Below are 13,267 nucleotides of genomic sequence, written 5' to 3'. Positions count from 1 at the left end.
GATGACAGACAGTCCGGTTTTGGCGCTCGCCAAAGATCTCATTAGCCGCCAATCGGTAACACCTGAAGATGCAGGTTGCCAAGAGATGATGATAGAGCGCCTAAAAGCGTTGGGATTCACCATCGAAACTATGGTGTTTGAAGATACTACAAACTTCTGGGCTCGCCGTGGTACTGAAGCCCCTCTCTTCGCGTTCGCAGGTCACACTGATGTCGTGCCTGCAGGGCCTGTAGACCAATGGCATACCCCGCCATTTCGTCCAACCGTGATTGATGGTCAGCTACATGGTCGCGGCGCAGCCGATATGAAAGGCTCTTTGGCAGCGATGGTGATTGCCGTTGAACGTTTTATTGAGCAAAACCCCAATCATAAAGGCTCTATTGCTTTTTTGATCACCTCGGATGAAGAGGGGCCGTTTATCAACGGCACCACTCGCGTGGTAGACACCTTAATGGCACGTGATGAAACCATTGATATGTGTATTGTCGGCGAGCCATCAAGTACACATTTTGTTGGTGATGTGGTCAAAAATGGGCGCCGTGGTTCGATCACCGGTGATTTACGAGTGAAAGGCACGCAAGGCCATGTGGCCTACCCACACCTTGCCAATAACCCAGTCCATAATGCGTTACCTGCGTTGGCACAGTTGGCCACTACCAAATGGGATGATGGCAACGAGTTCTTCCCACCAACCAGTTTTCAGATTCCAAACTTAGCCGCTGGTACCGGCGCCTCCAACGTCATTCCTGGCGAGTTTGATGTGCAATTTAATTTCCGTTTCAGCACCGAATTGACCGCTGACGAAATTAAAAGCCGCGTTCATTCAACACTCGATGCGCACGGCTTAGATTATGATCTGAAATGGACACTCAGCGGGCATCCGTTCTTGACGGATACCGGTGACCTACTTACAGCGGTGGTAAAAGCCGTTGCCGATGTGAATCATAAAGAGCCCGAGTTGCTGACGACTGGCGGTACATCAGATGGGCGCTTTATCGCTAAAATGGGCGCTCAAGTTGTGGAACTTGGCCCTGTCAATGCCACGATTCACAAAGTGAATGAGTGCGTGAATATCAGTGATTTGGAAAAACTCACTGATATGTACGAAAAAACATTGGAAAACCTATTGGGATAAATAATGACCCCATCTGAGCTGACCGGAAAAAGTGAACGCCATTTATGCCCCACCTTAGTGGGGCAAAAGTCGTTCTTAATCCACCAGCAAGTAAGCGACGATCTCCTCGCATTAAAAGCCGCAGCCGATGACGCAGGGTTTGTATTTAATATTGCCAGTGGCTTTCGCGACTATCAGCGCCAAACCACCATCTGGAACAACAAAATGTCTGGGCACAGCGCAATTTTGGATCATGCCAGTCAACCGTTAGAGCCCAGTCAACTGAGTGAAGCGCAAAAGGTACAAGCTATTTTGCGTTGGTCAGCACTTCCGGGGGCAAGTCGCCATCACTGGGGCAGTGACTTTGATGTCTTTGACCGCCGTGCGCTACCCAGTGGTGAGACACTTAAACTCGAACCATGGGAGTATTTAAGTGGTCATCAGCACGCGTTTTATTGTTGGCTCAAAGACAACCTGAACAACTTTGGTTTTTTCTTTCCTTACCAGCAGGACTTAGGAGGCGTCGCCCCAGAGCCATGGCACATTAGTCACTATCACACCGCTACTCAATGCCTTGATGCGCTGACTCCCGAGTGTTTAGCTCTAGAGATCAAGCAAATGCCTTACCTTGGCAGTGAGTATGTGCTCAATCATCTGGATTCGATCTACACTGACTATATCGCCAATATTCATCGAGAGAGGTGAGTATGGATTTTCTGTTTAACCCGTGGGTAATTGTAATTATCGTGGTATGCGTCGTCGTCGGCAATATTGCTGCGCTAAAATACACCGCGAATATGACAGTGGGGCAACGTCAACGAAAAAGCGATCTTGATAAGCTCAACGAACTGGATAAAAAAGCCACTGAGCATCACGAAAAAACAGACAAATAAAGTAAAATCAGAGCATAAAAAAAGGGGCATTCGCCCCTTTTTCTCTTTATCTTTCTGCCATTACTGCTCTGCGGTTTGACGAGTTATTGCCGCAAGGACAGGCACCATATCTTTAAGCACCGCTTCTTCCACTGGCTTACCATTGCTGTCAGTAATGTTAATCGAAGTACGGTTACCTAAATCCCCCAACAAGAACGTGTACGTACCGCCCTTGAGGTTAATCGGTTTAACACCAACCTCATTCCAGAACTCATCATCGGGTGAAGAGTACTTCGCTTTGACAGTACCTTGAGATTGATTACGCTCTTCCACACTAAAGCCCATGGTTGGCAAAAGCGTTGGAATACGTTGCCACAGCGCATTGTAAGGCGTACGAGCAATGATGACAGGGAATCCACTGCGGTCAGAACCCATGGTGATCGGAATCTGCTTCAGTTGCTCCTGAGCTTGTCGCGCGGCTTCCGCACGCATATCACTGTCATAGCGAGCCGTCACGAGATTCGTCATTAAGGCATTGTAACGCTCTTTACTGGTGGTGGTCACCGGCATGCGCTTGCCACCTTCGCGCCAATCAATTAAAGAGATACGAAAGCCGTATTGGCCGCCATCGTTAAATTTGGTCATTCGATAACGACTGCCAATTTCACTCTCTTCATCTTCTGACTGCCATGTTACCCACTCGGTTTCAAGGCTATCACTGGATTGTTCACGCACATTGATGTCGTTTTCTTTCACCAGTTCCAGTGCTGTTTGCCACACTTTATCCAGCTCGTCTTGACGCAGTAACCACAAAGTCACTTCGCCATCTTTACGCTCGGAACGGGCTCCGGGGATTAATTCGAGTACTTGCTGAGGCGGACGAATGTCAACGTCTCGGCCAATACCCCCCTGAAAATCCCCTTCTGGAATCTGATAATTTGCATAGTATTGGTATTTCACGCCTTGAGGGCTCTGCCAACTACGCAACGCTGGAGTATCAAGGTACTCAAAATCATCTTTCGCCTGACGACGCTGCGTCGGGCTACTTGAACATGCACTTAAAACAACAACAGCCAGTGTACTTACAACTAGCTGACGAGAAAACTTCATTGAAACTCCTAAGAAACCTAAAGGCCGAAGCAACGAGCTTCGGCACTTAACTGTTCACTGTACTTTGCGATGATTGTACTACGCGATGCCCGCCTGTTTCATCGCTTGTGCAACAACGGGTTGTACTTTTTCAGACAATACTGTCAAAGGCAAACGCAATGAACCGTGTTCAATCAGCCCAAGTTGATGAGCTGCCCACTTAACAGGAATTGGGCTTGATTCAATAAACAAATTCTTGTGCAGTGGCATCAAACGTTGGTTGATCACCTCTGCTTCTTCGAACTTGCCTTCACGTGCCAATCTAAGCATGGTCGCCATATCTGCAGCCGCAATATTGTTGGTTACAGAGATAACGCCTTGACCGCCTGCTTTGACAAATTCCAAGCCAGTCGAGTCGTCACCACTTAGTAAGATAAAATCTTCGCCACAAAGTTCACGATGAATTTGCACTCGGCTTAAATCTCCGGTCGCATCTTTAAGCGCAACGATGTTTTCGATCTCTGATAAACGAGCAACCGTGTCAGGGTGCAAATCAACAGCAGTGCGGCCTGGAACGTTATAAAGAATTTGCGGAACATCGCTTTCTTCAGCGATTGCTTTGTAGTGCAGGTATAAACCTTCTTGCGTTGGTTTGTTGTAGTAAGGTGTCACACTTAAGCAACCGGCAATACCTGAATTATTTAGGAGACGACTAAAGGTCACCGATTCATGAGTTGCATTTGCCCCCGTTCCTGCAATCACAGGAATACGACCTTCAGCAAACTCAACGGTTTTGGATACCACTTTGACGTGCTCTTCAATCGTAAGCGTCGCTGACTCCCCTGTCGTGCCAACAGCAACAATGCCATCGCTTCCAGCGTCTACATGATAATCCACCAATTTCTTCAAGCTCGCGTAGTCCACTTCGCCGTCTTGAGTGAATGGTGTAATTAACGCTACGATACTTCCTGAAAACATGTCTCTCTCCCTCATTTTTTTGCTTCTTGCATGGTACTGTAAGGCGATTAATAAAAACAAGCGATTCCAAGCGCTCAAGCCATCTATTTTGCTGAATATTTGCCGAATGTTAGAGCTCTGGCAAATTACACTTTCTTTGCCTTTGGGTGTCAGCTTCACGTCAAACCAAAACCATTGACCACACCAAGGCTTCAGCGCGTGCTTATCACACCCAACAATTAATCGTACTGTTGCCGCTATATCTTTGTTCGTATTGAGTTTTTCTCGGTTGAGAATCAGTTACAAATCACTCAGCAAGCCTTCATCTCCAGCCGATGTGTGCTAAGCTATCGTCAATCAAGTTAACAACCTTAAGAGCTCAACTATGATTCAGCACATGGTGATCACCGCAGTCGGTGCTGACCGCCCAGGCATCTGTAACGAAGTCGTCAGTTTGGTCACACAATCAGGATGCAATATTGTCGATAGCCGCATCGCGATTTTCGGCAATGAATTCACTCTGATTATGCTCGTCAACGGTAATAGCAATGCCTTAGCTAAGGTTGAAACCCTGTTGCCCTTGCTCGGGCAAGAGCATGACCTGATTACCATGATGAAGCGGACCTCACAGCATGAGCCACTCGATAATACCTATACCATCGAAGTGTTTATCGAATCAGATGACCAAGTCGGGCTGACAGAGAAATTCACCCGTTTTTTTGCTGCGAAAGGAATAGGTTTGTCATCGCTTAGTGCGCAAACTATTGATAAGAAGAAAATTCAGCAGATCACGGATCAATTTCACATTGCCATTACCGCGACGGTCGATGACTCATGTAACTTGATGCAATTACAAGAAGAGTTCGACGCATTGTGTCAGCAACTAAGCGTTCAGGGCTCACTTAACTTCATAAAGAACAGTCAATAAAAAGGAATCCTCATGAATACGTTAACTGCGGGTACACCAGCACCGGCATTTGCATTGCCAGACCAAGATGGCAACACCGTCAAACTTGACGACTTCAAAGGCAAAAAAGTTCTTTTCTATTTTTACCCAAAAGCCATGACCCCAGGTTGTACCGTTCAAGCGCAAGGTCTGCGTGATGTGAACGCAGAGTTGGCTGAGCACAATGTTGTCGTGCTTGGTGTGAGCATTGACCCGGTCAAACGCCTAGGGAAGTTCATTGAGCGTGATAATCTCAACTTCACGCTACTTTCCGATGAAGACCACGCCGTAGCAGAGCAATTTGGCGTATGGGGCGAGAAGAAATTCATGGGCAAAGTCTACGATGGTCTTCACCGCATTAGCTTCTTAATTAATGAAGAGGGTGTGATTGAACATGTGTTTAATAAGTTCAAAACCAAAGACCACCATGAAGTGGTTTTAAACTATCTAAAAGAAAACGCCCAATAAAACTTCAAGGTTAATGAAAAAAGGCCAGTCATTGACTGGCCTTTTTTGTCCCCCACCACCTAAGGTGACTAAACAATGAACTTGTTGAGCACGGCATCTTGCTCACGGACATTTTCCGTTTGCGCTTGCATTGCGATGCTCGAATTTTCGGTCGTTTCCGCCACTTGAGTCGATAAGTCTTTAATCTTCACCGTATTGGTGTTGATCTCTTCGGCAACCAAACTCTGTTGCTCAGCCGCGGCCGCAATTTGGGTGTTCATCTCCGTGATTCGCATAATCGCACTGCCAATCCGCTCCAAGGCGATATTCGCCGCTTGCGAATTATCTACCGCCGAAACGGCTGTGTGTTTGCTCTCTGTCATCGCGTCAGACACAGACTTCGCACCAGATTGTAGTTGCTCGATCATGGTACGGATTTCAGTGGTCGATTGTTGAGTTCGGCTCGCCAAGGTTCGAACTTCATCAGCAACCACCGCAAAACCACGCCCCGATTCCCCAGCTCGAGCCGCTTCAATCGCTGCATTCAATGCAAGCAAATTGGTTTGATCAGCAATGTCATTGATGACTTCCAATATGGTTTCAATATTAGCGGTTGCCGATTCCAAGCCTTGCACTTCTTCTACCGCTTGGTCGATCCGTGCAGACAGAGCGTTGATGGACTCCGTGGTATCACTGACCACGTTAGACCCTTCATTGGTTGCTTCTTCTGCCTCTTTCGCCGCGGCTACTGCACTTTGGGCATTATTCGCGACGTCAGAAGCGGTCACTGACATCTCATGCATTGCTGTCGCCAGTTGCTCCAATTCCATTAACTGACTGCGCATGGCATGGGCTGACTCTTGGGCCCCAGCAACGGTCATTTCCGTGCCACGTAAAATCTCCGCACCAATTTCTTTGGACTGGCTAATCTGTTTTTGTAGTGTTTCAGAAAAACGGTTAAAGCCATCAGCAAGCTCTGCAAACTCTTTGTCGGTATTAGTATTTAAACGCTTGGTTAAATCCCCTTGCCCTGAGGCAACATCTTGAATCGCGCTGTTCAGTGCACGCAGCGGCCCCATTAGGTATTTGATCAGCACGCCGAGCAAAATAAGACTGATGACGATACCAACAACACCATATATCAAGGAGTTAATTGCCATATGATCGACCGCAGCAAAAGCGATATCAGGATCAACCAAAGCGCCGACATACCAATCTTCTGTGGACAGTTTGGCAAAGAAAACGAGGTACTCTTTGCCTTCTAGCTCATAGCTTTGCATCCCGGGTTGGATATTGAGCCCAGGAAGATAGGTATCGAGTTTGGTGCCGTTCTTTTCTGTATCGGGATGGGCGATAGTGGTGCCATCTGCGGTCATTAAAAGTAAATTGCCGGCATTAAGTAAATTGACGTTATTAATTAACTCCGCCAAGCCAGAAAGTTCGATATCGTAAAACATGCCCGCGACAAATTGTCCGTCTTGATATACAGGTGTACCAATCGACACAATAATTTTTTTCGAAGCCATATCTAAATAAGGCGCAGTCACCGTTAATTTTCGAGCATTCTTTGGGCCTTTAAACCAAGGGCGAGTTCTGGGATCGTAATCCGCTCCCGGCGTCCAACCGTCATCATTCTCGATCATGCTACCATCGCTATCAAACGCGTAACCGATGGCAAGAAATTCACTTTTCATTTTGGGTGATTCAAGCACACGTTTGATATGCTCACGATTATTCGGCATAAATGCCAATTGCTCTGTCGTCGCTTGAGCTAATGCTTTGCGCCCTTCAATTTGCGCATCGACGGTATCACGAGTGGATTCAACCAACTCTTTGAGGCTGGTATCAACAACGCCCTGAATTTCATCGTCTAGGGTATAAATCTGATGAAGAGAAAGAACACTTACCGTAACAAATAACAACAGCGAAGAAGCTGTAACAATCTTCTGACTAAATCTCATAACATTCCTTTCAATACTTCCTTTACTCTTTATTAATATCGGTAATGAATTTATATAATTTAGAGATATTTATTTAATAGACATAATTGCTTACAACTAAATAAAAACGCCCGTGATACCAATCAGCATCACGGGCGTTATTGACTGAGCAAGTTAAGGCTAACCGTTCGCTTGCGGCTCTTCCTCTTGGCTTGGCAATGCATTCCATACGGCTTTTACTAAGGTTGCAAGAGGAATGGCGAAGAATACGCCCCAAAATCCCCACATTCCGCCAAACACCAGCACCGCAACAATAATGGCGACCGGATGCAAGTTAACCGCTTCGGAAAACAACACAGGCACCAACACATTGCCATCGAGAGCTTGGATGATGCCATAAGCCAATAATAACCAATAAAAAGGAGGAGTTAGCCCCCACTGGAACAAACCGACAACCGCAACAGGTACCGTCACCACCGCCGCTCCGATGTATGGAATTAACACCGATAACCCAACCGCCACTGCGAGCAGCACCGAGTAACGCAAATCCAACACAGCAAATGTGATATAACTTGCGACCCCAACGATTAAAATTTCCAACGCTTTACCACGAATGTAGTTGGTAATTTGATCGTTCATCTCATACCACACTTTCATCGCGAGTTTACGATTGCGTGGCAACACGCCTGAGGCCATATTGAGCATCTGCTGCTTATCTTTAAGTAAAAAGAATACCAGTAGCGGCACTAATACCAAGTAAATAGCAAGAGTGGCAACGCTCATCAATGAGGCGAATGAGCCTTTAACCACGGTTTCACCCATCTGAATGACTTGGTTCTTGGTATTCACCACCACCGTTTCGACCAACTGTAAATTCGCCAGCTCAGGATATCGCTGTGGAATCGACGCGATGAACTTTTGCAGTCCGCTGTACATACTTGGCACATCATTGAGCAAATTTCCCACCTGTTGCCATATGGTCGGAACCAAGACGAACACGGCCAGTACCATTAAACTGGTAAATGTCACGATGACTAAAATGGTCGCCACCATTCTTGGAATGCCTAACCGTCCAAGTTGAACAACGGGCCACTCCAACAAATACGCGAGCACAATCGCTACTAATAACGGCGCAATCAAATGACCGAAAAAGTAGATAATGATGAACCCGAATAAGAGTATCGCAACGAGACTCACGGCATGAGGATCAGAAAAACGCCGTTTGTACCAGCGAACGATCATGTCAAACATTCAATAAATTTCCTTTGCTCACGTCTAAACAGTAGTACCCTTCCATGTGGGTACATTCTACTTTAAACCCCTGAAGATGAAGATAATTAACGATATCTGTTTTGGCAGATTTGTCACCAACCCAAAGCGTATATGCTTGCTGTTCACTGTGATTAATGTGACGTTTAGCAAGTAATAACGCCATCGGACAACGCTCATCACGTAAATCTAAAATATTGGGTTTCATTCTGTCGATTGATGCTTATCATAGTGCCAACATTGTATAGTGTTTTTGCTATAGCGTCAGTGAAAAGCACAAGTAATTACTCGCCCTCATCAAAGCGTGTATTTGACGTCTATTGTTTAAATTTGTCGAGCTTTCCCATAGGCTTACTCATAGCTTGAAACAAAAATGCTGCGGTGATGTCAAACCTCAATAAGAAAAGGACAATGACTCATACTATGTTGAAACGCACTCGCTCGTTACTTTACTTGTGCATCGTAACCGCTCTATCGCCAGCGCTGCCAAGCCAAGCGAACTCTCTTGATCTTCCCGATATCGGTACCGCGGCAAGCGGCACATTGACCATTGCTCAAGAACGTCAATACGGTGACGCGTATATGCGCATGTTACGCAATAGCCAGCCCATCATCAGTGATCCGGTGATAAATGAGTACATCGAGAGTTTAGGTCATCGCTTGGTTGCCAATGCCAATGATGTCAAAACGCCATTTACTTTCTTTATGATCCGTGACCGTAACATCAACGCCTTTGCCTTTTTCGGCGGATACGTTGCGTTGCATTCCGGTTTGTTTTTGCACGCCAAATCCGAAAGTGAATTAGCCTCGGTCATGGCGCATGAAATTGCCCATATCACGCAGCGCCATTTAGCTCGAAGCATGGAAGACCAGGCTCGCCGTTCGCCAGCAACCTTGGCCGCACTTGCCGGTTCACTATTGTTGGCCATTGCGGCGCCTGAAGCGGGTATTGCCGCAATGACAGCGACCACCGCAGGTAATGCACAAAGTCAAATTAACTATACCCGCTCGAATGAACAAGAAGCCGATCGATTTGGTATCGCCACTTTGGCTAAAGCGGGCTTTGAAGCGCAGGCGATGCCAAGATTTTTTGGCCGTCTAGCGGATGAATACCGTTATGCCAGTACACCACCTCCGATGTTACTCACCCACCCGCTTCCCGAAGCGCGTATCACCGATAGCCGAGCGCGCGCTGCCAGTTATCCTGAGAAACACTTATCACCATCGTTGAGTTATCATTTAACACGTTCACGAATTGTCGCTCGGTATGCAGGCATCAATGGTGAGGCAGCGCTAGACTGGTTTAATCGAGCAGAAAAAGGCGCAAGTCAGCAATTAAAGCCCGCTTTTGATTATGGTCGAGCTTTGGTGTACCTCGATAAGCGTGACTTTGATAAAGCGCAACCCATGCTTGAAGCGTTGCTCAAACAGGATCCAAACAATAACTTTTACCTTGATGCAGCGACCGATCTTTACTTAGGTAAAAAAGAGTATCAAAAAGCACAATCGCTGTTAGAAACCGCACTGAAAGTGAATCCGAAAAACTCGGTACTGACAATTAATTATGCCAACAGCTTAATTGAAGACAGTAAAAACCAACAAGCCGTGAAAGTGCTTCAGCGTTATACCCATGATAATCCTGATGACCTTAATGGCTGGCACCTACTTTCAGAAGCCAATTCCCACCTAGGGAAAAGTCAAGAAGACCTCGCGGCACGAGGTGAAATTCTGGCCTTAAAAGCGGATTGGAATAAAGCGATTCAGTATTATACGCAAGCCAGTAAACTTGCCGATTTAGGTAGCCTAGAACAGGCACGTTATGACGCACGCATTGACCAATTAATGTCACAACGTGACCGCTTTATGGCCCTGCAATAACAATAATATTTAGGAGAAAACCCACATGTCTGTCGTTATTTATCACAACCCTCGTTGTTCTAAAAGCCGCGAGACCCTTGCGCTTTTAGAGCAGAAAAATATCACCCCTGAAGTCGTAAAGTATCTTGAAACGCCGCCAAGTGTTGAACAACTCAAAACTCTTTATACTCAACTCGGCGTGGATAATGTACGCGCAATGATGCGTACAAAAGAAGCAGAATACAAAGAGCTCAACCTGGCAGATGCCAACGATGAGCAACTGTTTGAAGCCATGACCAGTCATCCTAAATTGATTGAGCGCCCTATTGTCGTTAACCAAGGCAAAGCCAAACTTGGCCGCCCACCAGAGCAGGTTCTTGAGATTTTATGAGCTATCAAATTGTCGTACTGTATTACAGTCGACATGGATCAACCCGGGCGCTGGCTCGTCAAATTGCAAGAGGGGTTGAATCGGTTGCTGAGTGTGAAGCGCTTTTGCGCTGCGTGGCAGAAATAGAGGTTGAGAGCCCACCGCCTGATGACCCGCTCATCACCCCCAGTGAACTCAAGCACTGCCATGGTTTAGCCATGGGAAGCCCAGTCTGGTTTGGGAACATGGCAGCGCCGCTGAAACATTTTTGGGATAAAACCACCGAGCTTTGGGTCTCTGGTTCACTCATTGATAAACCAGCATGTGTATTTACTTCGTCATCCAGTTTACACGGAGGACAAGAGACGACACTGCAAACGATGATGTACCCACTACTGCATCACGGAATGATGGTGCTCGGGATTCCCTATAGCGAGCCAAGCCTACATACAACCCGCAGTGGCGGTACTCCCTATGGCGCCTCAGCCCATGCCAACAACCAACACAGTGGGCTTAGTCAACAAGAGAGCGAACTCGCTCAGAACTTGGGTAAGCGCTTAGCACAAACCGCTAAAAAATTGGCTCAAGAGTAAGAGGACTCAAGCATGAGTGACATGCAACCATCTACGCGCAACTATCGCTTATTGGCGTTGGTCGGAAACTTGGGGTTACTGGCATGGGTCGCCTTATGGCAACTGTTCGTTTCTCCTCACCCGCACCTCAGTAGCCTCTCCTTAGCGATCGCTTGGTGTATACCGTTGCTTCTGCCCCTGCCCGGTATTCTGGCCGGAAAACCTTATACCCATGCTTGGGCGAATTTTGTCTTGATGCTCTATTTCTTACATGCATTAACGCTGTTATACGTTGATAACGGCGAACGTTGGTTGGCAGCCATTGAGCTAATGCTGACGTTTTGCGCCTTTATCGGAAATACCGTCTATGCACGTAAACGCGGTAAGGAGTTGGGCATGAAGTTGACGAAGCTGTCAGAAGTGGAAAAACGCGAAAAACAATCTTTTGAAGATCGTTAACCACGTTATGTTGATATAAAAAAGAGCCGAAAGGCTCTTTTTTTGTTTTACTCTTGGTCGGCTGATGAGGTTTCAGCTTCATCAAACTCTGGCACCACGCCTTGCCCTTGCCATTGGAAGTTAAGCACTCGCTGCGGCGCAACAACGGGAACATCGCCACCATTCATTGAAATCGCTTCTACCTCAGCATTGGTTTCAAGTGGCAGTGCGCCTCCAGCTAATTCAGACTTGACCTGATCTTGCGATGCATACGTTTGGCTTTGCGCGCTTGGCATCACTGAATCTTCGAGTTGCAACACGAGCCCCATACTATTGACTTGCTGTTCGAACTCTTGGGCTGATGTCAGTAAATGCACATTAAAGGTGACGGTATCGGCTTGAATCGTCAAAATATCCAGTGATGCCACCGAGCTCAGTGCTTTCAATTTATTCTCTAATACAAAGAAGCTCACGCCACTTTCGATATTAGAAAAATGGACTTTTAACGATTCCGACGATTCACTCGCGACAACCACTGAGGCTTTTTTCGCAAAATAATCGCTGAGCTTGTTGACCATCTCCGTTGCAGCCTCATCACCGGAAGCGCTTCCAACCAGTGGTGCTTGACGGGTTTGTCCGAGCATAACCGGCTTTTGATCATACAGCGTCCAACGCAGTTGCTCACCTTGCGCTTTCACCACTAAAACAGCATCCGCTTGATAACGCTTACTCGCCTGACGCAAAGGATCGACAAAGCCACCCCATAAATCAGACACTTCGATACCTGTGATATCATCAAAATCCCCCACCGGGGCTGTAATCGGTAAGCCACGTGTTTTGGCTTGCTGACGCACTTGCGCCAATACTCGCGAGTCCGAATGCTCCCAAGCAATAGTTCGATCGTAACGATTTTCTTCTACCAACCAAACTAAAACATCAGGGCGGTTTGCTGGCCAAAATGGGACTTGAGCCTGAGTGAATAAATCGCGAATTTGGCGGTCATTGAACACCATGCGCATTGTCGTCTGGTCGCCATTCTTACTTTGACTAAACTGCGCCAAGTAATTTGAGCTTCGCGATAAAGCTTTTTGAATTGCTTCATTATTTACCGCATTTTGATCGCCAGATGCTCGAACGATGACCTCTTTCATACCAGCGATCCGCGCCGCGCTTTCTGCGTTGCTTTCATTTTGATCTACCGCGACTTCGGTTCGATAAAGATCAACATGGCTCAATGCAAAGGCTGGAAGGTGGACCATTGCTAATGCCAATAAAGCTAATTTACGCATACTCTTCCTACATAATTGATAGAGAAAATGGATGATAAGCAACTATATCATCTTGAGCAACACCGTGGCGACTAAACAAAGCGTTGATGTCACCAATCTAACACTAA

At 46.7% G+C, this 13,267-nt stretch carries 15 protein-coding genes; 9 read left to right on the top strand and 6 right to left on the bottom strand.

Annotated elements, in window-relative coordinates; genetic code table 11:
* The first annotated feature begins 1 nt into the window (after position 1).
* From dapE to M1D72_RS10835, 3 genes are read left to right on the top strand one after another with little or no spacing between them, the layout of a single operon-like run.
* A complete protein-coding gene (dapE, locus tag M1D72_RS10845; RefSeq protein WP_456296877.1) occupies positions 2-1,135 on the top strand; it encodes a succinyl-diaminopimelate desuccinylase in 1,134 nt (377 codons plus the stop codon).
* 3 nt (positions 1,136-1,138) lie between these two features.
* Positions 1,139-1,819 (top strand): M15 family metallopeptidase, encoded by a 681-nt coding sequence (locus tag M1D72_RS10840; protein WP_456296876.1) that lies wholly within the window; start codon positions 1,139-1,141, stop codon positions 1,817-1,819.
* 2 nt (positions 1,820-1,821) lie between these two features.
* Entirely contained in the window at positions 1,822-2,007 is a 186-nt protein-coding gene (locus M1D72_RS10835; protein WP_390191100.1) for a DUF2897 family protein, read from the top strand.
* A 60-nt stretch (positions 2,008-2,067) separates the two neighbouring features.
* Here M1D72_RS10835 and bamC read toward each other — a convergent pair whose 3' ends face one another.
* Positions 2,068-3,096, bottom strand: a complete 1,029-nt coding sequence (gene bamC, locus M1D72_RS10830) for an outer membrane protein assembly factor BamC (protein ID WP_456296875.1) — start codon at positions 3,094-3,096, stop codon at positions 2,068-2,070.
* A gap of 78 nt (positions 3,097-3,174) precedes the next feature.
* On the bottom strand, positions 3,175-4,053 hold the full coding sequence (gene dapA, locus M1D72_RS10825) for a 4-hydroxy-tetrahydrodipicolinate synthase (protein WP_390191104.1): 879 nt from the start codon (positions 4,051-4,053) through the stop codon (positions 3,175-3,177).
* Between the two features lie 364 nt (positions 4,054-4,417).
* Here dapA and M1D72_RS10820 point away from each other — a divergent pair, with 364 nt between their 5' ends.
* Entirely contained in the window at positions 4,418-4,960 is a 543-nt protein-coding gene (locus M1D72_RS10820; RefSeq protein ID WP_456296874.1) for a glycine cleavage system protein R, read from the top strand.
* A gap of 12 nt (positions 4,961-4,972) precedes the next feature.
* Positions 4,973-5,446, top strand: a complete 474-nt coding sequence (gene bcp / locus M1D72_RS10815) for a thioredoxin-dependent thiol peroxidase (RefSeq protein ID WP_456296873.1) — start codon at positions 4,973-4,975, stop codon at positions 5,444-5,446.
* A gap of 68 nt (positions 5,447-5,514) precedes the next feature.
* On the opposite strand, the gene M1D72_RS10810 is transcribed toward bcp, so the two are convergent.
* From M1D72_RS10810 to M1D72_RS10800, 3 genes are all read right to left on the bottom strand, one after another.
* Positions 5,515-7,386, bottom strand: a complete 1,872-nt coding sequence (locus M1D72_RS10810) for a methyl-accepting chemotaxis protein (RefSeq protein WP_456296872.1) — start codon at positions 7,384-7,386, stop codon at positions 5,515-5,517.
* A 159-nt stretch (positions 7,387-7,545) separates the two neighbouring features.
* The gene (locus M1D72_RS10805; RefSeq protein ID WP_390191111.1) at positions 7,546-8,616 is read right to left on the bottom strand and encodes an AI-2E family transporter; all 1,071 of its coding nucleotides are present in this window, start codon (positions 8,614-8,616) and stop codon (positions 7,546-7,548) included.
* Positions 8,609-8,842: a sulfurtransferase TusA family protein gene (locus tag M1D72_RS10800; protein ID WP_456296871.1), complete on the bottom strand. Its 234-nt coding sequence runs from the start codon at positions 8,840-8,842 to the stop codon at positions 8,609-8,611. Before M1D72_RS10800 ends, M1D72_RS10805 begins: the two co-directional genes overlap by 8 nt.
* 215 nt (positions 8,843-9,057) lie before the next feature.
* Between M1D72_RS10800 and bepA the strand changes: the two genes are divergently transcribed.
* The 4 genes from bepA to M1D72_RS10780 are packed head-to-tail and all read left to right on the top strand — an operon-like array spanning position 9,058 to position 11,892.
* The gene (bepA, locus tag M1D72_RS10795; RefSeq protein WP_456297384.1) at positions 9,058-10,512 is read left to right on the top strand and encodes a beta-barrel assembly-enhancing protease; all 1,455 of its coding nucleotides are present in this window, start codon (positions 9,058-9,060) and stop codon (positions 10,510-10,512) included.
* Positions 10,513-10,537: 25 nt separating this feature from the next.
* On the top strand, positions 10,538-10,882 hold the full coding sequence (gene arsC / locus M1D72_RS10790) for an arsenate reductase (glutaredoxin) (RefSeq protein WP_390191114.1): 345 nt from the start codon (positions 10,538-10,540) through the stop codon (positions 10,880-10,882).
* A complete protein-coding gene (gene wrbA, locus M1D72_RS10785) occupies positions 10,879-11,454 on the top strand; it encodes an NAD(P)H:quinone oxidoreductase (protein ID WP_456296870.1) in 576 nt (191 codons plus the stop codon). Before arsC ends, wrbA begins: the two co-directional genes overlap by 4 nt.
* Positions 11,455-11,466: 12 nt before the next feature.
* Positions 11,467-11,892 (top strand): DUF2069 domain-containing protein, encoded by a 426-nt coding sequence (locus tag M1D72_RS10780; protein ID WP_456296869.1) that lies wholly within the window; start codon positions 11,467-11,469, stop codon positions 11,890-11,892.
* Positions 11,893-11,939: 47 nt separating this feature from the next.
* Here the strand turns inward: M1D72_RS10780 and M1D72_RS10775 are convergent, their stop codons facing one another.
* On the bottom strand, positions 11,940-13,160 hold the full coding sequence (locus M1D72_RS10775) for a DUF2066 domain-containing protein (protein ID WP_456296868.1): 1,221 nt from the start codon (positions 13,158-13,160) through the stop codon (positions 11,940-11,942).
* Between the last annotated feature and the right edge of the window lie 107 nt (positions 13,161-13,267).

This window comes from Vibrio sp. AK197 (assembly GCF_053903115.1).
This window is presented reverse-complemented; position numbering and strand designations above follow the sequence as displayed.

Excerpts from the sequence above, each read along its gene's own strand:
- arsC (WP_390191114.1), top strand. The coding sequence starts at position 10,538 with ATGTCTGTCGTTATTTATCACAACCCTCGTTGTTCTAAAAGCCGCGAG.
- M1D72_RS10810 (WP_456296872.1), bottom strand. The coding sequence starts at position 7,386 with ATGAGATTTAGTCAGAAGATTGTTACAGCTTCTTCGCTGTTGTTATTT.
- M1D72_RS10775 (WP_456296868.1), bottom strand. The coding sequence starts at position 13,160 with ATGCGTAAATTAGCTTTATTGGCATTAGCAATGGTCCACCTTCCAGCC.
- dapA (WP_390191104.1), bottom strand. The coding sequence starts at position 4,053 with ATGTTTTCAGGAAGTATCGTAGCGTTAATTACACCATTCACTCAAGAC.
- M1D72_RS10805 (WP_390191111.1), bottom strand. The coding sequence starts at position 8,616 with ATGTTTGACATGATCGTTCGCTGGTACAAACGGCGTTTTTCTGATCCT.
- wrbA (WP_456296870.1), top strand. The coding sequence starts at position 10,879 with ATGAGCTATCAAATTGTCGTACTGTATTACAGTCGACATGGATCAACC.
- bcp (WP_456296873.1), top strand. The coding sequence starts at position 4,973 with ATGAATACGTTAACTGCGGGTACACCAGCACCGGCATTTGCATTGCCA.
- M1D72_RS10835 (WP_390191100.1), top strand. The coding sequence starts at position 1,822 with ATGGATTTTCTGTTTAACCCGTGGGTAATTGTAATTATCGTGGTATGC.
- bamC (WP_456296875.1), bottom strand. The coding sequence starts at position 3,096 with ATGAAGTTTTCTCGTCAGCTAGTTGTAAGTACACTGGCTGTTGTTGTT.
- bepA (WP_456297384.1), top strand. The coding sequence starts at position 9,058 with ATGTTGAAACGCACTCGCTCGTTACTTTACTTGTGCATCGTAACCGCT.
- dapE (WP_456296877.1), top strand. The coding sequence starts at position 2 with ATGACAGACAGTCCGGTTTTGGCGCTCGCCAAAGATCTCATTAGCCGC.
- M1D72_RS10780 (WP_456296869.1), top strand. The coding sequence starts at position 11,467 with ATGAGTGACATGCAACCATCTACGCGCAACTATCGCTTATTGGCGTTG.
- M1D72_RS10820 (WP_456296874.1), top strand. The coding sequence starts at position 4,418 with ATGATTCAGCACATGGTGATCACCGCAGTCGGTGCTGACCGCCCAGGC.
- M1D72_RS10800 (WP_456296871.1), bottom strand. The coding sequence starts at position 8,842 with ATGAAACCCAATATTTTAGATTTACGTGATGAGCGTTGTCCGATGGCG.
- M1D72_RS10840 (WP_456296876.1), top strand. The coding sequence starts at position 1,139 with ATGACCCCATCTGAGCTGACCGGAAAAAGTGAACGCCATTTATGCCCC.